The sequence below is a fragment of the uncultured Pseudomonas sp. genome (assembly GCF_943846705.1).
Taxonomy (GTDB): Bacteria; Pseudomonadota; Gammaproteobacteria; order Pseudomonadales; family Pseudomonadaceae; genus Aquipseudomonas.
Map to the genome: position 1 here is coordinate 963,940 of NZ_OX044366.1, position 20,733 is coordinate 984,672.

At 60.5% G+C, this 20,733-nt stretch carries 21 protein-coding genes and 1 other RNA gene; 10 read left to right on the forward strand and 12 right to left on the reverse strand.

The annotated features are described in order from the left end of the window. Nucleotides 1–254: 254 nt before the first annotated feature. The 3 genes from dctP (at nt 255) to dctM (ending at nt 3,252) form a co-directional block, all read left to right on the forward strand. A complete protein-coding gene (dctP, locus tag Q0V31_RS04670; RefSeq protein WP_298184973.1) occupies nt 255–1,244 on the forward strand; it encodes a C4-dicarboxylate TRAP substrate-binding protein DctP in 990 nt (329 codons plus the stop codon). Between the two features lie 95 nt (nt 1,245–1,339). Next, nucleotides 1,340–1,969 carry a TRAP transporter small permease gene (locus Q0V31_RS04675; protein ID WP_298190913.1) on the forward strand — a complete coding sequence of 210 codons (630 nt, stop codon included), beginning with the start codon at nt 1,340–1,342 and terminating at the stop codon, nt 1,967–1,969. Then, nucleotides 1,969–3,252, forward strand: coding sequence for a C4-dicarboxylate TRAP transporter large permease protein DctM (gene dctM, locus Q0V31_RS04680; protein WP_298184975.1), 1,284 nt, complete (start codon nt 1,969–1,971; stop codon nt 3,250–3,252). Before Q0V31_RS04675 ends, dctM begins: the two co-directional genes overlap by 1 nt. Before the next feature lie 188 nt (nt 3,253–3,440). Here dctM and Q0V31_RS04685 read toward each other — a convergent pair whose 3' ends face one another. From Q0V31_RS04685 to Q0V31_RS04705, 5 genes are read right to left on the reverse strand one after another with little or no spacing between them, the layout of a single operon-like run. Continuing rightward, a complete protein-coding gene (locus Q0V31_RS04685) occupies nt 3,441–4,658 on the reverse strand; it encodes a 2-octaprenyl-3-methyl-6-methoxy-1,4-benzoquinol hydroxylase (RefSeq protein ID WP_298184977.1) in 1,218 nt (405 codons plus the stop codon). A gap of 9 nt (nt 4,659–4,667) precedes the next feature. Next, nucleotides 4,668–5,150, reverse strand: coding sequence for a DUF4442 domain-containing protein (locus Q0V31_RS04690; RefSeq protein WP_298184979.1), 483 nt, complete (start codon nt 5,148–5,150; stop codon nt 4,668–4,670). Between the two features lie 3 nt (nt 5,151–5,153). Further along, nucleotides 5,154–6,341, reverse strand: a complete 1,188-nt coding sequence (gene ubiH, locus Q0V31_RS04695) for a 2-octaprenyl-6-methoxyphenyl hydroxylase (protein ID WP_298190915.1) — start codon at nt 6,339–6,341, stop codon at nt 5,154–5,156. Nucleotides 6,342–6,344: 3 nt separating this feature from the next. Further along, nucleotides 6,345–7,679 (reverse strand): Xaa-Pro aminopeptidase, encoded by a 1,335-nt coding sequence (gene pepP, locus Q0V31_RS04700; protein ID WP_298184981.1) that lies wholly within the window; start codon nt 7,677–7,679, stop codon nt 6,345–6,347. A gap of 33 nt (nt 7,680–7,712) precedes the next feature. Then, complete coding sequence (locus Q0V31_RS04705; RefSeq protein ID WP_298184983.1) at nt 7,713–8,267, reverse strand: YecA family protein; 555 nt, start codon at nt 8,265–8,267, stop codon at nt 7,713–7,715. A 270-nt stretch (nt 8,268–8,537) separates the two neighbouring features. On the opposite strand from Q0V31_RS04705, the gene Q0V31_RS04710 reads away from it, so the two are divergent. The 4 genes from Q0V31_RS04710 to Q0V31_RS04725 all read left to right on the forward strand — a co-directional run bounded on the left by Q0V31_RS04710 (nt 8,538) and on the right by Q0V31_RS04725 (nt 9,917). Further along, a complete protein-coding gene (locus Q0V31_RS04710) occupies nt 8,538–8,744 on the forward strand; it encodes a TIGR02449 family protein (RefSeq protein WP_298184985.1) in 207 nt (68 codons plus the stop codon). Continuing rightward, nucleotides 8,744–9,058, forward strand: coding sequence for a cell division protein ZapA (locus Q0V31_RS04715; RefSeq protein ID WP_298184987.1), 315 nt, complete (start codon nt 8,744–8,746; stop codon nt 9,056–9,058). Before Q0V31_RS04710 ends, Q0V31_RS04715 begins: the two co-directional genes overlap by 1 nt. Nucleotides 9,059–9,091: 33 nt before the next feature. Next, a non-coding RNA gene (gene ssrS, locus Q0V31_RS04720) (6S RNA) lies at nt 9,092–9,270 on the forward strand. Between the two features lie 50 nt (nt 9,271–9,320). Further along, complete coding sequence (locus Q0V31_RS04725; protein WP_298184989.1) at nt 9,321–9,917, forward strand: 5-formyltetrahydrofolate cyclo-ligase; 597 nt, start codon at nt 9,321–9,323, stop codon at nt 9,915–9,917. Between the two features lie 42 nt (nt 9,918–9,959). Here Q0V31_RS04725 and Q0V31_RS04730 read toward each other — a convergent pair whose 3' ends face one another. Further along, a complete protein-coding gene (locus tag Q0V31_RS04730; protein WP_298184991.1) occupies nt 9,960–10,091 on the reverse strand; it encodes a hypothetical protein in 132 nt (43 codons plus the stop codon). A 168-nt stretch (nt 10,092–10,259) separates the two neighbouring features. On the opposite strand from Q0V31_RS04730, the gene Q0V31_RS04735 reads away from it, so the two are divergent. After that, nucleotides 10,260–10,709 (forward strand): EVE domain-containing protein, encoded by a 450-nt coding sequence (locus tag Q0V31_RS04735; protein ID WP_298184993.1) that lies wholly within the window; start codon nt 10,260–10,262, stop codon nt 10,707–10,709. 24 nt (nt 10,710–10,733) lie between these two features. Here Q0V31_RS04735 and Q0V31_RS04740 read toward each other — a convergent pair whose 3' ends face one another. Continuing rightward, complete coding sequence (locus Q0V31_RS04740; RefSeq protein WP_298184995.1) at nt 10,734–11,153, reverse strand: flagellar basal body-associated FliL family protein; 420 nt, start codon at nt 11,151–11,153, stop codon at nt 10,734–10,736. 158 nt (nt 11,154–11,311) lie between these two features. Here Q0V31_RS04740 and Q0V31_RS04745 point away from each other — a divergent pair, with 158 nt between their 5' ends. Then, complete coding sequence (locus Q0V31_RS04745) at nt 11,312–12,289, forward strand: NADPH:quinone oxidoreductase family protein (protein ID WP_298184998.1); 978 nt, start codon at nt 11,312–11,314, stop codon at nt 12,287–12,289. A 52-nt stretch (nt 12,290–12,341) separates the two neighbouring features. Here Q0V31_RS04745 and Q0V31_RS04750 read toward each other — a convergent pair whose 3' ends face one another. The 4 genes from Q0V31_RS04750 to trxA form a co-directional block, all read right to left on the reverse strand. Next, the gene (locus Q0V31_RS04750) at nt 12,342–13,310 is read right to left on the reverse strand and encodes a CDP-6-deoxy-delta-3,4-glucoseen reductase (RefSeq protein ID WP_298185000.1); all 969 of its coding nucleotides are present in this window, start codon (nt 13,308–13,310) and stop codon (nt 12,342–12,344) included. Beyond that, on the reverse strand, nt 13,310–14,776 hold the full coding sequence (gene ubiD / locus Q0V31_RS04755) for a 4-hydroxy-3-polyprenylbenzoate decarboxylase (protein WP_298185002.1): 1,467 nt from the start codon (nt 14,774–14,776) through the stop codon (nt 13,310–13,312). The genes Q0V31_RS04750 and ubiD overlap by 1 nt, the downstream gene beginning before the upstream one ends. Nucleotides 14,777–14,904: 128 nt before the next feature. Further along, a complete protein-coding gene (rho, locus tag Q0V31_RS04760; RefSeq protein WP_298185004.1) occupies nt 14,905–16,164 on the reverse strand; it encodes a transcription termination factor Rho in 1,260 nt (419 codons plus the stop codon). 259 nt (nt 16,165–16,423) lie between these two features. Continuing rightward, entirely contained in the window at nt 16,424–16,750 is a 327-nt protein-coding gene (gene trxA, locus Q0V31_RS04765; RefSeq protein WP_298185007.1) for a thioredoxin TrxA, read from the reverse strand. A gap of 278 nt (nt 16,751–17,028) precedes the next feature. On the opposite strand from trxA, the gene ppx reads away from it, so the two are divergent. Then, a complete protein-coding gene (gene ppx / locus Q0V31_RS04770; RefSeq protein ID WP_298185009.1) occupies nt 17,029–18,531 on the forward strand; it encodes an exopolyphosphatase in 1,503 nt (500 codons plus the stop codon). Here ppx and ppk1 read toward each other — a convergent pair. Next, on the reverse strand, nt 18,518–20,722 hold the full coding sequence (gene ppk1 / locus Q0V31_RS04775; RefSeq protein WP_298185011.1) for a polyphosphate kinase 1: 2,205 nt from the start codon (nt 20,720–20,722) through the stop codon (nt 18,518–18,520). The two genes, ppx and ppk1, sit on opposite strands and share 14 nt — an antisense overlap. Nucleotides 20,723–20,733 lie beyond the last annotated feature (11 nt).

Consider the following 20,733-nt stretch of genomic DNA (forward strand, 5'->3'; position numbering starts at 1 on the left):
GAGCGCCCTCAACCCTGATGCAGCCGCCCGCCAAGCCTTGCGGGCGCTGCGCTGCATCAGCTTTGCGGCCTTTATTCAAGCGCCTGGCATGGCGGTTGCTCTAGCTTGTTGCCGGCGACTCACAGACGCACAAATCTAGGCCAACGCTGCCCAGCGCCCGTCATTTTCTGACAGGCCGCCTAGACTTGAGCATGTTCGCCCGACTTGCAGCGCTACGGCGCATCACGTGACACAAAAACAAGAGGAAAGACTCCATGTTCAAACTGACTGCCAAGGCGCTGGCTTGCGCCCTGTCGCTGAGCATCGCCGGTATGGCCCAAGCGGCCGACCCGATCGTGATCAAGTTCTCCCACGTGGTCGCCGACCACACCCCTAAAGGCCAAGGCGCGGCGCTGTTCAAGAAGCTCGCCGAAGAGCGTCTGGGCGACAAGGTCAAGGTCGAGGTTTACCCGAACTCCTCACTGTTCGGCGACGGTAAAGAGATGGAAGCCCTGCTGCTCGGTGACGTACAGCTGATCGCCCCATCGCTGGCCAAGTTCGAGCAGTACACCAAGCAAATCCAGGTCTTCGACCTGCCGTTCCTGTTCCAGGACATGGCCGCCGTCGACCGCTTCCAGCTGAGCCCGGAAGGTCAGGCGCTGCTGAAATCCATGGAAGAAAAGAACATCACCGGTCTGGCCTACTGGCACAACGGCCTCAAGCAGCTGTCCGCCAACAAGGCGCTGCATGAGCCGAAAGATGCCCGCGGCCTGAAGTTCCGTGTACAAGCCTCTGCCGTACTCGAAGAGCAGTTCAAAGCCGTACGCGCCAACCCGCGCAAAATGAGCTTCGCCGAGGTTTACCAAGGCCTGCAGACTGGCGTGGTCAACGGTGCCGAGAACCCCTACTCGAACATCTACAGCCAGAAAATGCATGAAGTGCAGAAGTTCATCACCGAATCCAACCACGGTGTTCTGGACTACATGCTGATCACCAACACCACGTTCTGGAACGGCCTGCCTGCCGATGTACGCAGCGAGCTGGACAAGATCATCGTCGAAGTGACCGCTGAAGTGAACAAGCAGGCTGGCGCCCTCAACGACGGCGACAAGCAGCGCATCCTTGACGCCAAGACCACCGAGATCATCAGCCTGACGCCTGAGCAGCGTGCTGAGTGGCGCGCAGCCATGAAGCCGGTGTGGAGCAAGTTCGAAGCAGAAATCGGCGCAGACCTGATCAAAGCGGCCGACGCGGCCAACCAGTAAGGCTGCACGGGTCGCCCTGCGGCCCGCACCTACCTTGACTGAGCACCCGAGCCATCCCGCCCGGGTGTACCGCCCACACCCTGGAGACTCAAATGATGAACGCCTTGCGGCGCGTCTGGGACCACTTCGAGGAAGGTTTTATCGCCTTTCTGCTGGCCGCCATGACGCTGGTGACCTTCGTCTACGTGATCCTCAATAACCTCTACACGCTGTTCTACAACCTGGCCGATCGCTGGGAAGGCAGCAGTGAGTTGTTCTTCGCCATTGGCGACAGCATTCTCGGCATGGCCCAGTCGATGACCTGGAGCATTGCCCTGACCAAGGCGTTATTCGCCTGGTTGATCTTCTTCGGCCTGGCCTACGGTGTGCGCACCGCCGGGCATATCGGCGTCGATGCGCTGGTAAAACTGGCCAGCAAACCGATCCAGCGGGTGATCGGCGTGATCGCCTGCCTGGCTTGCCTGGGTTATGCCGGGCTAATTGCCGTGGCCAGCTTCGACTGGGTACACACCCTGTTTACCGCCGGCATCGGCGCGGAAGACCTCGGCCACTACGGCATCATGCAGTGGCATATCACCGCGATCGTGCCGTTCGGCTACGCCATGGTTTTTATCCGTTTTCTGGAAATTTTCGTACGCATTCTGCGCAATGAGCAGACCGGTCTGGGCCTGGCTGATGAGGCCGCCGACGCGCTGAAAATCAACGAACACGGGGAGCACAATTAATGACCATTCTGTTCCTCTTCCTCCTGCTGTTTTTGCTGATGTTTATCGGCGTGCCGATTGCTGCTTCGCTGGGCCTGGCCGGCTCGGTGACGATCATGCTGTTCAGCCCGGACTCAGTGCGCTCGCTGGCGATCAAGCTGTTTGAAACCTCCGAGCACTACACCCTGCTGGCGATTCCGTTCTTCCTGCTGTCCGGTGCGTTTATGACCACCGGCGGTGTCGCGCAGCGCTTGATCGACTTTGCCAACGCCTGCGTCGGCCATATCCGTGGCGGTTTGGCGATTTCCGCGGTAATGGCCTGCATGCTGTTTGCCGCGCTGTCGGGCTCCTCGCCCGCCACCGTGGCGGCGGTGGGTTCGATTGCCATCGCCGGCATGGTGCGCTCGGGTTACCCGCAGGCCTTCGGCGCTGGCATCGTCTGTAACGCCGGCACCTTGGGTATTTTGATTCCGCCGTCGATCGTCATGGTGGTGTATGCCGCCGCCACCGAGCAGTCGGTGGGCAAGCTGTTTATGGCCGGTGTGGTGCCGGGCCTGTTGCTGGGCGTGGCGCTGATGGTGGCGATCTATATCGTCGCGCGGAAGATGAACCTGCCCGCCATGCCACGCGCCAGTCTGCGCCAGCTGCTGAGCACGGCACGCAAGGCGATCTGGGGCCTGCTGTTGATGGTGATCATCCTCGGCGGCATCTACTCCGGGATGTTCACCCCGACCGAAGCCGCCGCTGTGGCCGCGGTTTACGCCGGTTTCGTCGCGCTGTTCGTGTACAAAGACATGACCATCCGCGAGTGCCCCAAGGTGCTGCTGGACTCCGGCAAGCTGACCATCATGCTGATGTTCATCATCGCCAACGCCATGCTCTTCGCCCACGTACTGACCACCGAGCAGATCCCCCAGACCATCACCGCCTGGGTGATCGAGATGGGCCTGCAGCCGTGGCAGTTCCTGCTGGTGGTGAACATCGTGCTGCTGGTGGCCGGGGCCTTTATGGAGCCGTCGGCGATCATCCTGATTCTCGCGCCGATCCTCTTCCCGATTGCCGTACAGCTGGGCATCGACCCGATTCACTTGGGCATCATCATGGTGGTGAACATGGAGATCGGCCTGATTACCCCGCCGGTGGGGCTCAACCTGTTCGTCACCTCGGCGGTGACCGGTATGCCGCTGACGTCGGTGATCAAGGCCGCCTGGCCGTGGCTGATGCTGCTGCTCGGCTTCCTGATGATCATCACCTACGTGCCTGCCGTGTCCATGGCGCTGCCTAACTGGCTGGGGATGAACTGACAGCGACTCCATGTGTACTTAATCTACACATTGTTCAGCCCGGCCTTAGTGCCGGGCTTTTTTTGCCCGTGGAAAATCCAGACCTGCATGCGCCGCGGCCGGAAGAACTCAGCCGCTGGAGGCGCGAGCGCGCCTTACTAGCCGCAGTCGCACCTCGGCAGCACTCATCAGGGTAAAAAAGTCCGGGGTTAAGCCCGTGCCAGATCCGGCAGGTCGCCCGACAAACCCAACGCCTGACGCACGAATAGCGCCTTGGCCTCAGGCAGGCTATCGACCCAGTTCAGGCCACTGTTGCGCAGCAGTCGCAGCGGCAATGGGTCAGCCTGGAACAGCCGCTCAAAGCCTTCCATCGCCGCCATCATCGCCAGATTGTGCGGCATGCGGCGACGCTCATAACGGCTGAGCACCTTCACATCACTCAGGCGCTCGCCGCGCTGCGCGGCATGCAACAGCACCTCAGCCAGCACCGCGACATCGAGAAAGCCCAGGTTAACCCCCTGCCCGGCCAGCGGATGGATGCTGTGCGCGGCATCGCCGACCAGCGCCAGGCCCTCTGCAACATAGCGCTTGGCATGCCGTTGACGCAGCGGAATACACAGGCGCTCATCCGCCTGCAGCACCTCGCCGAGGCGATGCTCGAAGGCGAAGCCCAGGGCGCGGCGAAAGTCGCCGTCATCCAGCGCCATCAGCCGCTCGGCTTCGCTTGGGGTGACTGACCAGACGATCGAGCACCAATGCTCACCCTCAGGCCCCTCCAGCGGCAGAAAGGCCAGCGGCCCGTCATCGGTAAAGCGCTGCCAGGCGGTAGCCTGATGCGGCTTGGCGCAACGCACACTGGTGACGATGGCGTGATGCAGGTAATCCCATTCACGGGTGGCGCAACCCGCCAGCCGGCGCACAGCCGAGTTGGCGCCATCGGCGGCAATCAGCAGCGGCGCGCGCAATTCGCGACCATCCGTCAGGCTCAGCAACCAGCCGTCACCGGAGCGTCGCAGCTGCTCGACGCGGGCATTCGCCAGCAAGCCAATCGAGCTGTCGTGCAGGCGCTCGAGCAGCGCATCCTGCACCACACGGTTCTCTACGATATGGCCAAGCACCTCGGCATGCACACTGGCCGCGCTGAAATGAATGCTCCCCGTGCCAGAGCCATCCCACACCTGCATCTCGCCATAAGCACAGGCCCGCCGGGCAGCGACCCCCGGCCACACGCCGAGGCGCTCGAGAATGCGCTGACTGGCGACTGACAAGGCGCTGACCCGCGGCTCGAACGGCGCCTGCGGGGCAAAGGGTTCGACACTCAGCGGTCCGCCATCGACCAGCAGAATATCCAGGCCCTGATCCTGCAGGGCCAGCGCCAGCGCGCTGCCAACCATTCCAGCGCCGACGATGATCAAATCTGCGTGCATGTCCATTCCTTAGGCGGCCTGTCGGGCGCGCGGCTTAAGCCGCACGTAGAGCGTTTTATGCACGCGCGCCACCAGGGTGCCGCTGCCATCGCGCACCTCTACATGCAGCTCGGGCAGGTACTTATCGCCGCCTGCCGTGTGCTGACGAATGTCTTCGAGCAGCGCCTCGTCGATACTGAAATCGGCGTACACCGGGCCTGTGCCCGGGGCGATAAAGTCGACACGGGCGGCTTTGTCCCAGACGATAAACTCACGGCCGAGGTTTTCCATGATCATCAGCATGAAAAACGGGTCGGTCATCGAGTAAAGGCTGCCACCAAACTGGGTGCCCACATAGTTGCGGTTATACCAACCCAGCACCATCTTCACCTGCACCTGCCGGAAGTCCGCGCCTATGTGGCGCACCCGCACGCCAGCGCCCAGATACGGTGGATACAGGTTCAGCGCCCAGCGCAGCAGCCGCGCTTTGCGCGCCATTTTCTTCACTGACATTGCTCAAGACTCCGAACGGGTGCCGAGGCCCATGGCCTGGCGGGCGAACCAGCGTTTCGCCGGGGGCAGCAAATCCAGACCAAGTAGACCGAGATTGCGTCCGGTCGCCAACAACGGCTGAGCGGTACTGAAGAGCCGTGTGACCTGATCGGAGAAGCCTACAGTAAGCTGCTGATCGCTCTGCTGACGGCTCAGGTAGCGCTGCAAGGTGGCTAAATCACCCAGCGGCGCGGTGCTCTCCAGCAGGGTTTCGGCCAGCACCAGGGTATCGCGCAGCGACAGGTTGTAACCCTGCCCGGCAATCGGATGCAGGCTGTGCGCGGCATTGCCGAGCACCACCAGGTGTTTGCGCACCTGTTCTTTAGCGGCAGTCAGGGCCAACGGATACAGATGCCGGGTACCGACCTGGCGCAGGCTGCCCAGGCGGTAGCCAAAGGCCTGCTGCAGCTCGGTGAGAAACGCCGCATCGGCGAGCCCCATTAAACGCTCGGCTTCAAGCGTGGCGCGAGTCCACACCAGCGCGCAGCGCTTATCCGCCAATGGCAACAGGGCCATCGGCCCTTCTTCGGTAAACCGCTCGAAGGCCAAGCCGTGGTGCGCATCCTGCGGGCTGACGTTGGCGATCAGCGCGCTCTGCCCATAGGGCGTGGTGCTGACATCGATCCCCAGCTGCTCACGCAAGCCAGAGCGGCCACCTTCGGCCATGATCGCCAGGTTGCACTCAAGCTCACTGCCATCGTCCAACACCAGTCGATAGCCATCCGCCAGCGCCTGCATACGCACAACCTGAGCCGGGCTGCGCCAGCTCACCGCATGCGGGTCCAGCGCCTGCCACAAGCATTCACCGAGCCAGGCGTTTTCCACCACATAGCCCAGCGCCGGCACGCCCTCTTCCTCGGCGCTCAGGCGCGCAGCGGCAAAACGACCACGGTCGGAGACATGAATCTGCTTGATCGGCTCGGCGCGCTGGCTGATCTGCGGCCACAAGCCGAGGCGTTGATAGATCTGCTGCGAGCCGAACGACAGCGCTGTCGAACGCGCGTCGTAGCTCGGTTGGTAGCCGCTACCCGGGGTAAACGGCTCAATCAGGCAAATCTGCCAACCACGCTGCTTGGCTTCGGCTTGCAGGGCCAGCGCCAGACTGGCGCCGACCAGGCCACCGCCGATGATGGCGATATCCACACGCTGAATCATTTAGGCCGCCGCGCTACGAGCAGCGGCCATCAGCGCTTCGATCTCAGCCACGGTTTTCGGCACGCCACTGGTCAAAATCTCACAGCCGGTTTTGGTCACCACCACATCATCCTCGATGCGCACGCCAATACCGCGCCACTTCTTCGCCACATCCTGATTGTCCACGGCGATATAAATACCCGGCTCGACGGTCATGGCCATGCCGACTTCAAGCTCGCGCCATTCGCCGCCCACCTTGTACTCGCCGACATCGTGCACATCCATACCCAGCCAGTGACCGGCACGGTGCATATAAAACGGCTTGTAGGCCTCTGCAGCGATCAGCTCAGCGACATCACCCTGCAACAGGCCCAGCTCGACCAGCCCGGCGGTAATCACCTGCACCGTGGCTTCATGGGCCTGATTCCAGTGTTTGCCTGGGCCGATCTCCTTGAATGCGGCTTCCTGCGAAGCCAGCACCAGCTCGTAGATGGCTTTCTGCTCGGGGGAGAACGTACCGCTGACCGGGAAGGTGCGGGTGATGTCACTGGCGTAGCAATCGATCTCGCAACCGGCATCAATCAGCACCAGGTCGCCATCTTTCAGCGGTGCATCATTCTCGCGGTAATGCAGGATGCAGGCATTCTTGCCTGCCGCGACGATCGAGCCATAGGCCGGCATCTTTGCCCCGCCCTTGCGGAATTCGTAATCCAGCTCGGCTTCCAGGTGGTATTCGAACAACCCGGCACGGCTGGCCTGCATGGCCCGCACGTGTGCGCGGCAGGAAATCTCCGCCGCTTCCTTCATGACTTTGACTTCCGCCGCCGACTTGTACAGCCGCAGGTCATGCAGCAGGTGTTCAAGGGTGATGAATTCATTCGGTGGTGTGGCACCCTGGCGCGCCTTAGAGCGGATCATATTGATCCACTCCATCAACTGGCGGTCGAACTCATGGTTAGTGCCCATGGAGGAGTAGACCCGGTCGCGACCTTCGATCAGCCCCGGCAGAATGTCGTCGATGTCGCCAATCGGAAACGCGTCATCGGCGCCGTACTGGCTGATTGCCCCGTCTTGGCCGGCACGCAGGCCGTCCCACAGCTCGCGCAGCGGGTCGCGTTCGCGGCAGAACAGCACGTACTCGCCATGCTCACGGCCGGGAATCAGCGCAATCACCGCCTCCGGCTCGGGGAAGCCGGAGAGGTACTGGAAGTCGCTGTCCTGACGGTAGATGTGTTCCACATCGCGGTTGCGGATATACACCGGCGCGGCCGGCAGAATCGCGATGCTGTTGGGTTCCATCTGCGCCATCAGCGCCTTGCGCCGACGGGCGTATTCCGACTTGGGGATGCTGATCATGGGCAGGCTGCGTCCACTTCTATAGGCTGAAAATCAATGCAGCGACGGTTTCGCCGCCACCACCTCAGGCTTGGCACACTCGCTGAACAACAGCAGCGGCGCAACGCGCAGGTATTCCATCACTTCCATGTAGTCGCTCTCACCGTCCTCGGATTCTTCTAGGGCATTCTGCACCTGGGCAATCGCCGCGAGGTCCTGCAGCACTTCCATGGCTTCAGCGCTCAAGGCGCTGTCACGGGCGGTCAAACCAAAGCCGCCGAGGAAGCCCTGACACCATTGTCCCAGAGCCACGGCGCGCTCGCTAAGCGGCGCATCGTCGCTGGGCAACAGCAGCACGACGGTGACATCGTTACTGCCCAGTTCACCCTTGATCATTTCCTGCAGGCCAATCAGCGCCTGACGCACGCTGTCTTCCGGTGCTGCGCCAAGCAACTCGGCGGCATCCACCAGCCAGGAGTCGATTTCGAAGCCCGCACCCGCGCAGCTACGGCCGAGTAATAGGCCATGCAACTCGGCAGGGGAAACGGTGTGGCCGTTGCTGGCAAGCAGAGCGGCAAAAGCGGAGTACGGCGAATTTGAAGTTGGCATAGATAACTAGGCGCAAAGCTGCGCAATCACTAGAATGGAGGCCCTGTATCCTAGCACCGGCAAGCGCCCCAAGACTATGCAAGCGACTCGGCAGGCATGCACAGGTCACCCCGTGATCCTCGGGGAAAAGCCTCAACTGCTGGCGCCAACCTGCCCGACACTGCAAAACACGCCAATCAACAGCACCGCGAACCGTCCGGCACTGTCGAAACCACCCTAAAGACGCTATTTTTCACTTGCAGCCCACTCACCTAGTACGAGTAGAGAACCATGGAAGACGTCGACCTGCAGGCTCTTGCGAACAAACTGGACGTGCTGATCCAGCGTGCCGAGCAGCTCAAAGCGCAAAACCGACAGCTTCTGGCGAGAGAAAAAGCCTGGCGTGAAGAGCGTGCCCACTTAATTGAAAAGAACGAAATGGCCCGGCATAAGGTCGAATCCATGATTTCGCGCCTTAAAGCCTTGGAGCAGGATTAATGTCCCAGTCGAATACCTTGACCGTCCAGATCCTGGACAAAGAATATTGCATCGCTTGCCCGAGCGAAGAACGCAGCAACCTGGAAAGCGCTGCGCGCTACCTGGATGGCAAGATGCGGGAGATCCGTTCAAGCGGCAAAGTTGTCGGTGCCGACCGCGTCGCCGTAATGGCCGCACTGAACATCAGTCATGACCTGCTACACAAACAGCAACATCTTGATCAACTGGCCGGAGCCAACCGTGAGCAGGTGCGTAACCTGCTGAACCGGGTTGATAATGCCCTGAGCTCGGATAGCGATGAACACGGCGGCTAATTGCACAGCGGCAGTTTGGGGTATACTGCCCGCAGCTCCCTGGAGTGTGCGCCAGTTGGTGATGTCCCTGAGCCGATTCGCACAACCCCGGAGGTTGCAAGTTGAGGCCGGTGTGCATGTCCGCTCGACGGAAAGCCTTAAGGTCTCCTGCAACCTCCACCTTGAACTTTCGGGTTCAAGGGCCAAGCCGACAGCGGCACGTCGGGGAGTCACTTTTTTCCAGCCGGTTGCCCGTTCGCGGCAACTGCTACTGCAATAGCCCATGCTCAATACCACTGCCTTAAGTCGCGCCCAGCTACGCCGCCATCTGCGGGCACAGCGACGCGCACTCAGCCGCCACGCTCAACGGCAGGCCGCGCTCGGCTTGTATAAACAGCTGGCGCAACACCCGCTATTTCGCCGCGCACAGCACATTGCCTTATACCTGCCCAATGACGGTGAGATCGACCCACGCCCGTTGCTACGTGCAGCACAGCAGCGTGGCAAGGCGACCTATTTGCCGGTACTCAGCCCCTGGCCGCGCAGCAAAATGGTGTTTCAACGTGTCCGCGCCGATGAGCCCTTGCGCAAGAACCGCTTCGGTATTTACGAACCTCGGCGCAACGGCAAACAGCAGCGCAAGGTCTGGACGCTGGATTTAGTGCTGCTACCCCTAGTCGGCTTCGACCGCCATGGCGCACGCCTGGGTATGGGCGGCGGGTTCTATGACCGTAGCCTGGCCTATCGCGGGCAGCGCAAAAATTGGCACAAACCGACCTTGCTGGGCCTGGCGCATGAGTGTCAGCAGGTTGAGCGACTGGCTATGGCCAGCTGGGACGTGCCGTTACAAGGCACCGTGACGGACAAGGCGTGGTACTGACTGGCGAGGTTGGTACCGCGCTCCCTGCGGTACAAAACCGGCTCAGCCTGCCACGTTGGACCGGGTAACCGGTGCGGGTTGATGCTCCCACATGCTCTGGGTGTAACCCGTGGTTACCACGCCCAGGCTGAACAGAATCACCAATACCCACAACACATCTGGTTTACGTTTCATCGAATGCCTCCCCCTTGAAGGCATGGCGCACGGTGTATCCGCGGCAATTATTGTTATAGGTCCAGCAACGGCGGCCATCCACACAACCCATTTACCGATATGGCAAACGGCTAAAACCCAGCAGAAAGCCGGTGCCCGTTAAAGGACTGGAACACAGGAGCAAAGTTCATGCCTTATTGGCTAATGAAGTCAGAACCCGACGAGCTGTCGATCCACGACCTGCAGCGCCTTGAACAAACACGCTGGGATGGCGTGCGTAATTATCAAGCGCGTAACTTCTTGCGCAGCATGCAGCCAGGGGATTTGTTTTTCTTCTATCACTCCAGCTGCCCTGAGCCAGGAATTGCCGGCATCGCCCGCATCGCCAGCGCCGCCTACCCCGACCCCACTGCGCTAGAGCCCAACAGCCACTACTACGACGCCAAAGCCAGCAGCGAGAAAAACCCCTGGAGCGCAGTCGATGTGGTCTTTGTCGAGGCGTTCAAACGCATCATTCCCCTGGCCCAACTGAAAGCCCAGAGTGCGCTACTGGAGTTGCCGTTGGTGCACAAAGGCAGCCGCCTCTCGGTCATGCCAGTCCGTGCCGAAGAATGGGCGGCCATCCAGGCGCTGCACTAAAACAGCGCAGCGCCTGGTGAGGGCTTACTGAATGATCAGGTTGTTGAACAGCAGGTCTTCAACCAGCGGCTGGCCTTCTTCCTGATTAAGCACATCCTGCACCTGCTTGAGCGCCTCGCCACGCAACGTTTCGCGGGCGCCAGGGGCAGCCATGGCCGCCTCGGTTTGCTGGGAAAACAGCATGACCAACTGGTTACGGATCAGTGGCTCATGGTGCTTAACCTTGGCCTCGACATCCGCTCCGCTCACCCGCAGGGACAAGTCCGCCTTGAAGAACTTGAGCTTGGGGCCATCGCCGAAATTGCCCACCAACGCCGGCACCAGGGTGACGTAGGACACCGCCGGAGCAGCGCCCTCTTTACCTTCGGCTTCTTCTTTGCTTTCCGAGGCCTGGGCCATCAAGGGCAGGGACAGAGCCAACAGCAATGCGATCCAGACTTTCACAGGCGGTATTCCTCAAGAATTCAGCGCCTAGCATAGCCACTGTCAGGCGGCGGCCCAAGCCCCAGGCTTATACATGACCATCAGGCGCAGGCATGCTGATTGACCGCCCTCCCCTCACACCTACACTGCAAGGCTATTAACCGCAGAGGAAAAGCCCGATGAAAGCCGTGCTGTGCAAAGCCTTCGGCCCCGCCGAAACCCTGGTACTGGAAGAAATCGCCAGCCCCGAAGCGAAGAAGAACGAAGTGCTGCTGGAAGTGCATGCGGCCGGGGTCAACTTTCCCGACACATTGATCATCGAAGGTAAATACCAGTTCAAGCCACCCTTCCCATTTTCTCCGGGCGGTGAAGCCTCCGGCGTGGTCAAGGCGGTTGGTGAGAAAGTCAGTCACCTGAAAGTCGGCGACCGGGTGATGGCCCTGACCGGCTGGGGCAGCTTCGCCGAAGAAGTCGCGGTACCCGGCTACAACGTCATGCCTGTGCCCGCGAGCATGGACTTCGCCAGCGCTGCCGCCTTTGGCATGACCTACGGCACCTCGATGCACGCGCTCAAGCAGCGCGCCAACCTGCAGCCAGGGGAGACGCTGCTGGTGCTCGGCGCATCCGGCGGTGTCGGTCTGGCCGCAGTAGAAATCGGCAAAGCCATGGGTGCCAAGGTGATTGCCGCCGCCAGCAGCGCCGAGAAGCTCGAAGTGGCCAAGGCCGCAGGCGCCGATGAGCTGATCAACTACAGCGAAAGCAACCTCAAGGATGAAGTGAAACGCCTGACCGGCGGCCAGGGCGCGGATGTGATCTATGATCCGGTCGGTGGCGACCTGTTCGATGCCGCCATCCGCAGCATCGCCTGGAACGGCCGTTTGCTGGTGGTCGGTTTCGCCAGCGGACGCATCCCCGAGCTGCCCGTCAACCTGGCCCTGCTCAAGGGCGCGGCCGTGGTCGGGGTGTTTTGGGGGGCGTTCGCACAACGCCAGCCACAGGACAATGCCGCCAACTTCCAACAGCTATTTGCCTGGCATACCGAGGGCAAACTCAAGCCACTGGTCTCACAGACCTTCCCACTGGCGCAGGCCGCCGACGCGATCAATATGCTCGGCCAACGTAAAGCCGTGGGCAAAGTTGTGGTTCAGGTACGTTAAGCTCGCTTAGTCAAAAAGGCCGCCTCAAGGGCGGCCTTTTTAGTTGCGTTGATTAAGTGCGCGGGGCGTAAGCGAACACATCGGCACGCATCTGCTGGGCATCCATCCCCGCCTCCACCAAGGCATCCAGGGTGGCGTAAACCATCGCCGGCGAGCCGCTGGCATAAACGTGCAACGCACTGAGGTCGGCAAAATCTTCACGCACCGCTTCATGCAGCAGGCCGCAACGCCCCTGCCAGCCGCATTGATCACTGACCACTTGGTGCAGAAACAAATTGGCCATTTGCTGCCACTGTGGCCAATGCTCCAACGCGTAAAAGTCCTCCGGACGACGTGCGCCCCAGTACAGATGCACCGGATGGGCAAAGCCGCTGGCGCGGCAGTGCTCGATTAGGCTATTCATCTGCGCCATACCCGTACCCGCGGCAATCAGCACCAGCGGACCATCCGGAAGCTCGGCCAGATGGGTATCGCCGAACGGCATCTTCACCCGCACCAAACCGCTGCTGCGCAGTTGGGTAATAAGCCCGAGCGTGGCCTCGTCACGGGCCAACACATGCAGCTCCAGCTCGCGCCCGCATTGCGGCGCCGACGCCAGGGAAAATGCCGCATAATCATCGCCATCGCGCTGCAACAACAGGTATTGCCCGGCGTGGTAACGCGGCACCTTACCGGCCGGGGCGCTCAAACGCAGGCGAAACACATCGCCACCCAGTTCATCGCAGCCGACCACCTGGCAAGCCAGCTCACGCACCGGTAATTCACCGGGCGCGAGCACATCATCCCAATGCAACACACAGTCCTGCAGCGGCTCGGCCAGGCAGGTAAACAGCTCACCATGGTTCAGCTCAACGCCATTTTGCTGCACTCGCCCTTCAACCAGCAGCGCCGCGCAGATATGGCAATTGCCGTTACGACAGCTCTGTGGGCAGTCGTAACCCAGCCGCCGCGCGGCATCCAAAATGCGCTCGCCGGCTCGTACCGCCAGCACTGCACCTGAAGGCTTCAGGGTAACGTTCATCAATCAATTCCCAACTCAGACCACAGCGCATCAACGCGCTGCTTGACCGCTTCATCCTGAACGATAGCGCGGCCCCATTCGCGATTGGTTTCCCCTGGCCACTTGTGCGTGGCATCCAGGCCCATCTTCGAGCCGAGACCGGAGACCGGTGAGGCGAAATCCAGATAATCGATCGGCGTGTTGTCGATCAGTACCGTGTCGCGCGAAGGGTCCATGCGCGTGGTAATGGCCCAGATCACGTCATTCCAATCGCGGGCGTTGATGTCGTCATCAGTGACGATGACGAATTTGGTGTACATAAACTGGCGCAGGAAGCTCCACACCCCGAGCATCACGCGCTTGGCGTGACCGGGATACTGCTTCTTGATGGTCACTACCGCCATGCGGTACGAGCAGCCCTCGGGCGGCAGGTAAAAGTCGGTGATTTCAGGAAACTGCTTCTGCAGAATCGGCACGAACACTTCATTCAGCGCCACGCCAAGAATCGCCGGCTCATCCGGCGGCCTACCGGTGTAGGTACTGTGATAAATCGGCTTTTGCCGACGGGTAATGCGCTCGACGGTAAACACCGGGAAGCGATCCACCTCGTTGTAGTAGCCGGTGTGGTCGCCATACGGCCCCTCATCGGCCATCTCGCCTGGATGTATCACCCCCTCGAGGACGATCTCAGCGCTGGCCGGAACCTGCAAGTCACTGCCGCGCGCCTTGATCAGCTCAGTGCGATGGCCGCGTAGCAGGCCGGCAAAGGCATATTCGGAAAGACTGTCCGGAACCGGCGTCACCGCGCCGAGAATGGTCGCGGGATCAGCGCCGAGCGCCACACAAACTGGATAGGGGCGGTCCGGGTATTTCTCGCACCAGTCACGGAAATCCAGAGCGCCGCCACGGTGGCTGAGCCAGCGCATGATCACTTTATTACGGCCAATCACCTGCTGACGATAGATCCCGAGGTTCTGCCGCTCTTTATTCGGGCCCTTGGTGATGGTCAGCCCCCAGGTAATCAGCGGGCCTACGTCGCCAGGCCAGCAGGTCTGCACCGGCAGCTTGCCGAGGTCGACATCCTCGCCCTCTTCGATCACTTCCTGGCAGGGCGCGTCCTTGACGACCTTGGGCGCCATGGCCAGCACCTTGCGGAAGATCGGCAGCTTGTTCCAGGCATCCTTCAAGCCTTTCGGCGGCTCGGGTTCCTTGAGAAAGGCCAGCAGCTTGCCGATTTCACGCAGCTCGCTGACCTCTTCCGCACCCATGCCCAAGGCCACACGCTTGGGTGTGCCGAACAAATTACCGAGTACCGGCACATCAAAGCCTGCTGGGTTTTCGAACAGCAGCGCCGGCCCACCTTTACGTAGGGTGCGGTCGCAGATTTCGGTCATGTCCAGCACAGGGGAAACCGGCGTGTGGATGCGCTTGAGTTCACCACGCGCTTCCAGACCGCGAATAAAATCGCGCAGATCACGATACTGCATGCAGATGCCTCGTTTCGGGCCGAGCAATAGGGCCGTAAAGTTTAGCGCCGAACTCGGTCTTTCAGAAGGTTGAGTAACCCCCAGATGCACAAAAGCCGGGTTTCCCCGGCTTTTGCAGACCGCCTATGTTACTTGCGCTTCATCGACTGGAAGAACTCGTCGTTGGTCTTGGTCGCTTTCAGCTTGTCGGTGAGGAACTCGATGGCGGCAATTTCATCCATCGGGTGCAGCAGCTTGCGCAGAATCCACATGCGCTGCAGTTCGTCATCGGCGGTCAGCAACTCTTCGCGACGGGTGCCGGCGCGGTTTATGTTGATGGCCGGGAACACACGCTTTTCAGCGATACGACGGTCCAGCGGCAGCTCCATGTTGCCCGTGCCTTTGAACTCTTCGTAGATCACTTCATCCATCTTCGAACCGGTTTCTACCAGCGCGGTGGCGATGATGGTCAGCGAACCGCCTTCTTCGATGTTCCGCGCCGCGCCGAAGAAGCGTTTCGGCTTCTCTAGGGCGTGAGCGTCAACACCACCGGTGAGGACCTTGCCAGAGCTTGGGATCACGGTGTTGTAGGCACGCGCCAGACGGGTGATGGAGTCGAGCAGGATGACCACATCCTTTTTGTGCTCGACCAGGCGCTTGGCCTTCTCGATCACCATCTCGGCAACCTGCACGTGGCGGGTTGGTGGCTCATCGAACGTCGAGGCAACCACTTCGCCGCGCACGGTGCGCTGCATTTCGGTCACTTCTTCCGGGCGCTCATCGATCAACAGCACGATCAGGTGGCACTCGGGGTTGTTGCGCGCGATGTTGGCCGCGATATTCTGCAGCATGATGGTTTTACCGGCCTTCGGCGGTGCCACGATCAGGCCGCGCTGGCCTTTACCGATCGGCGCACACAGGTCGATGACGCGACCAGTAATGTCTTCGGTGGAGCCATTACCGGCTTCCATGACCAGACGCTTGGTCGGGAACAGCGGCGTCAGGTTCTCGAAGAGAATTTTGTTCTTGGCGTTTTCCGGGCGGTCGTAGTTGATGGTGTCAACTTTGAGCAGCGCGAAGTAGCGCTCGCCTTCTTTCGGCGGGCGGATCTTGCCGACGATGGTATCGCCCGTGCGCAAGTTGAAGCGGCGGATCTGGCTCGGCGAGACGTAGATGTCATCGGGGCCAGCGAGGTACGAGGCATCCGCAGAGCGGAGAAAGCCGAAACCGTCCTGGAGAATCTCCAGCACGCCATCACCGGAGATTTCCTCACCGCTTTTAGCGTGTTTTTTCAACAGGGAGAAAATCACGTCCTGCTTGCGCGAACGGGCCATGTTTTCCAGGCCTTGTTGTTCAGCGAGTTCCAGCAGTTCGGTAATCGGCTTTTGCTTGAGTTCGGTCAGATTCATAGGAATGACGTAATTCATGAAGGAGGGAAGATAAGCTATTTAGCTTGGAAGCCCGCGCCGCTGAGAAGGCGAATGATCGCCTGCTTATGTATCGAAGGATTCAGAAAGGAATGCGTCGGTGACGGCTTGCAGGGGGGCTGCATAGGAAATACAGCGAGGCCGAATGTAACACCGGTTTTATTCGCACGTCTAGCGCCCAGGCAGAAAAAAGCCCCGCAATGTGCAGGGCTTTCAGCCGGTACTGACGTCTCAGCGCAACTTAGATGTTGCTGTCGAGGAAGGCTGCCAGTTGTGACTTGGACAGTGCGCCGACCTTGGTCGCTTCGACATTGCCATTCTTGAACAGCATCAGAGTCGGAATACCACGCACGCCGAACTTCGGCGGGGTGTCCTGATTTTCATCGATGTTCAGTTTGCACACTTTCAGCTTGCCCTGGTAAGCCTGGGCGATCTCATCGAGTACCGGCGCAATCATCTTGCACGGGCCGCACCACTCAGCCCAGTAATCGACCAGCACCGGCCCTTCGGCTTGCAGGACGTCTTGGTCGAAGCTGGCATCGCTGACATTGGTGATGAATTCGCTCATGGAAGTCTCCGTGTTCGGAAGCAAAAGATGGGCGACATCATAGCCCGGCTTTCCCCACACAGGAAGGCGGCGACAATTGAGCTTCTCTATGGCGTGACCACAAATCAGCCGCTCGGGCGCTCGCATGACAATTTATTCAGACAGCCGGCAGGCCTCGCCATAGCGCCGCATAGCCCCCTGAACAACACCCGCGAGGTGTGCATGCGACACCAGTATGCGTTGGCTGAGCTAGGCTATCGTGGCACGATGACACGGTTCCGCATTGAGATTGTTCTACCATGCCGCATACCCCTGCCGAGTCTTTCCCTTTGATTGCAGCTATCGACCTGGGCTCCAACAGCTTCCATATGGTGCTGGCCAAAGCCAACCACGGCGAAATCCGCATCCTCGAACGCCTCGGCGATAAAGTCCAACTGGCCGCCGGTATCGATGAGCAGCGCCTGCTCAGCGAAGCGGCCATGCAGCGAGGGCTCGATTGCCTGAGCCGCTTCGCTCAGCTGACCGCCACCCTGCCAGATGGCGCGGTGCGTGTAGTCGGCACCAACGCCCTGCGTGAAGCACGCAACTGCGCGGAGTTTATCCGCCGCGCTGAAGAAATCCTCGGTCACCCGGTTGAGGTAATTTCTGGCCGAGAAGAAGCCCGATTGATCTACCTCGGTGTGTCACACAGCATTGCCGACACGCCGGGCAAGCGCCTGGTGACCGATATTGGCGGCGGCAGCACCGAATTCATCATCGGCCAACGTTTTGAGCCCTTACTGCGCGAAAGCCTGCAGATGGGTTGTGTGAGCTTTACCCAACGCTTTTTCAAAGACGGCAAAATCACCCCGGCACGCTACGCCCAGGCTTACACCGCCGCGCGTTTGGAGATCATGGGCATCGAGCACGCCCTGCGCCGCCTCGGCTGGGAAGATGTGGTCGGTGCATCGGGTACGATCAAGGCGATTGGCTTGACCATTCAAGCCGCCGGCCTCGGCAACGGTGAAGTCAACGCCGAGGGCATGGCCTGGCTGAAGCGCAAGTTATTCAAGATTGGCGAGGCGGAAAAACTCGATCTCGATGGCATCAAAGCCGATCGCCGGGGAATTTTCCCGGCGGGCCTGGCGATTCTTGAAGCCATCTTCGACGCCTGCGACATCCAGCGCATGAGCCACTCCGAAGGCGCCCTGCGCGAAGGCGTGCTGTATGACCTGCTGGGCCGCCATCAGCATGAGGACGTACGGGAGCGCAGCCTCAGCTCGCTGATGGAGCGTTACCACGTTGATCAGGAGCAGGCTGCCCGCGTTGAAAGCAAGGCCCTGGCGGCCCTGGAAAACGTCGCCCGCGACTGGCAACTGCAAGATGTTTGGCACCGCGAGCTGCTCAGTTGGGCGGCCAAGGTGCATGAGGTGGGCCTGGATATCGCCCACTATCAGTACCACAAGCACGGCGCCTACCTGGTTGAACACTCCGACCTGGCCGGTTTCTCCCGCCAAGATCAGCAGATGCTCGCCCTATTGGTGCGCGGCCATCGACGCAATATCCCCAAGGATAAATTCGCCGACTTCGGCGCCGAGGGCATCAAGCTGATCCGCCTGTGCGTGCTGCTGCGCTTCGCCATCCTGTTCCACCACATTCGCGGCAACCATGAGATGCCTGACGTACAGCTCAAGGCCCGCGAACAGAGCCTGGAAATTCACTTCCCGGACGGCTGGCTGGAAAACAACCCGCTGACCAAAGCGGACTTCACTCAGGAAGCCGGTTGGCTCAAGCGGATCGGCATCGAGCTTAGCGCGCGCTAATCAGCGGTGCGGTGAGCTTCTCCAGCAAACCCGCCTGAGCGCTGCGCGGGTTCTGGTTGCCGCTCGGGCTGCAGCGTACATAGCGCCCATCTGACTGCAGCACCCAGGCCTGGGTGTTGTCGCTCAGGTAGCTTTCCAGCTCCTTCTTGACCCGCAAAATCAGCTTCTTGCCCTCTACCGGGAAGCAGGTCTCAACGCGCTTGTCGAGGTTGCGCTCCATCCAGTCGGCACTCGACAGGTAGATTTGCTCTTCGCCGCCATTGAGGAAGTAGAACACCCGTGTGTGCTCGAGGAAGCGGCCAATGATCGAGCGCACCTGAATATTGTGCGAGACCCCGGCAATGCCCGGGCGCAGGCAACACATGCCGCGCACCACCAGTTCGATTTTCACCCCGGCCTGGCTGGCCTTGTACAACGCGCGGATGATCTTGGCATCGGTTAGCGAGTTGAACTTGGCCATGATATGCGCCGGTTTGCCGTCGGCGGCCGTCGCGGTTTCGCGGGCGATCATGTCGAGCAGGGTCTTCTTCAAGGTGAACGGCGCATGCAGCAGCTTCTTCATGCGCAGGGTCTTACCCATGCCGATTAACTGGCTGAACAGTTTCGACACGTCCTCACCCAGCGCCACATCGGCGGTGAGCAGGCTGTAATCGGTGTACAGCTTAGCGTTGGCAGCGTGGTAGTTACCGGTGCCAAGGTGCGCGTAACGCACGATATCGCCGTTTTCACGGCGCAGAATCAGCATCATCTTGGCGTGGGTCTTGAAGCCAACCACGCCATAGATCACCACCGCGCCGGCCGCTTGCAGGCGACTGGCCAGGGCCAGGTTGGACTCCTCATCGAAACGCGCGCGCAGCTCAATGACTGCGGTGACTTCCTTGCCGTTGCGCGCGGCGTCCACCAGCGCATCGACAATTTCCGAGTTAGCCCCGGAGCGGTACAGGGTCTGTTTGATCGCCAGAACGTGTGGGTCTTTCGCCGCCTGGCGCAGCAAATCGACCACCGGAGTAAACGACTCGAAGGGGTGCAGCAAGAGGATGTCCTGCTTGCTGACCACACTGAAAATGTTCTCGGCGTTCTGCAACAGCTTGGGGATCACCGGGGTAAACGGGGTGTACTGCAACTCCGGGTGACTCTCCAGCCCGGTGACGCTGAATAAGCGCGTCAAGTTGACCGGGCCGTTGACCCGATACAGTTCGGACTCGGTCAAATTGAATTGTTTGAGCAGGTAGTCGAGCAACGGTTGCGGGCAGCTGTCGACCACCTCCAGACGCACGGCATCACCGTAACGGCGGCTGAATAGCTCGCCACGCAGGGCGCGGGCCAGGTCTTCAACGTCCTCGGTGTCCACCGACAGGTCGGCGTTACGGGTCAGGCGGAACTGGTAGCAGCCCTTGACCTTCATGCCCTGGAACAGGTCGTCGGCATGCGCGTGGATCATCGACGAGAGGAACACGTAGTTGGCGCCCGGGCCACCGACATCTTCCGGCACCTTGATCACCCGCGGCAGCAAGCGCGGCGCCGGAATGATCGCCAGACCCGAGTCACGGCCAAAGGCATCGACCCCCTCAAGCTCGACGATAAAGTTCAGGCTCTTGTTCACCAGCAGCGGGAACGGATGCGTCGGATCAAGGCCGATCGGGGTGATGATCGGCGCGATCTCATCGCGGAAATATCGCCGTACCCAGGCTTTGATCTTGGCATTCCAGAAGCGCCGGCGAATAAAGTTGACGTTGTGCTTGGCCAGCGCGGGGAACAGTGTGTCGTTGAGAATCGCGTACTGGCGCTCGACCTGTTCGTGCGCCAGCTCGGCAATCCGCGCCAACGCCTGGTGCGGTTGCAAACCATCGGCGGCGGCTTGTTCGCGAGCGAAGGTGATCTGCTTCTTCAGCCCGGCGACGCGTATCTCGAAGAACTCATCTAGGTTGCTGGAGAAAATCAGCAAGAACTTCAGCCGTTCGAGCAACGGATAGGACTCATCCAGCGCCTGCTCCAGCACGCGGATATTGAATTGCATCTGCGACAGCTCACGGTGGATATACAGGCTGCTGTCATCCAGATTGTGGGTCACCACCGGCGCTGGTGTAACCGGCGCTGGAGCCTCAACGACAGGCGTTTCCACGGCTAAAACCTCGTCGACGACCGGCTGGGCGTCTGCTAATTCAGGGGTACTGAGTCCTTCGGTGTTCATTGCAAAGTCCT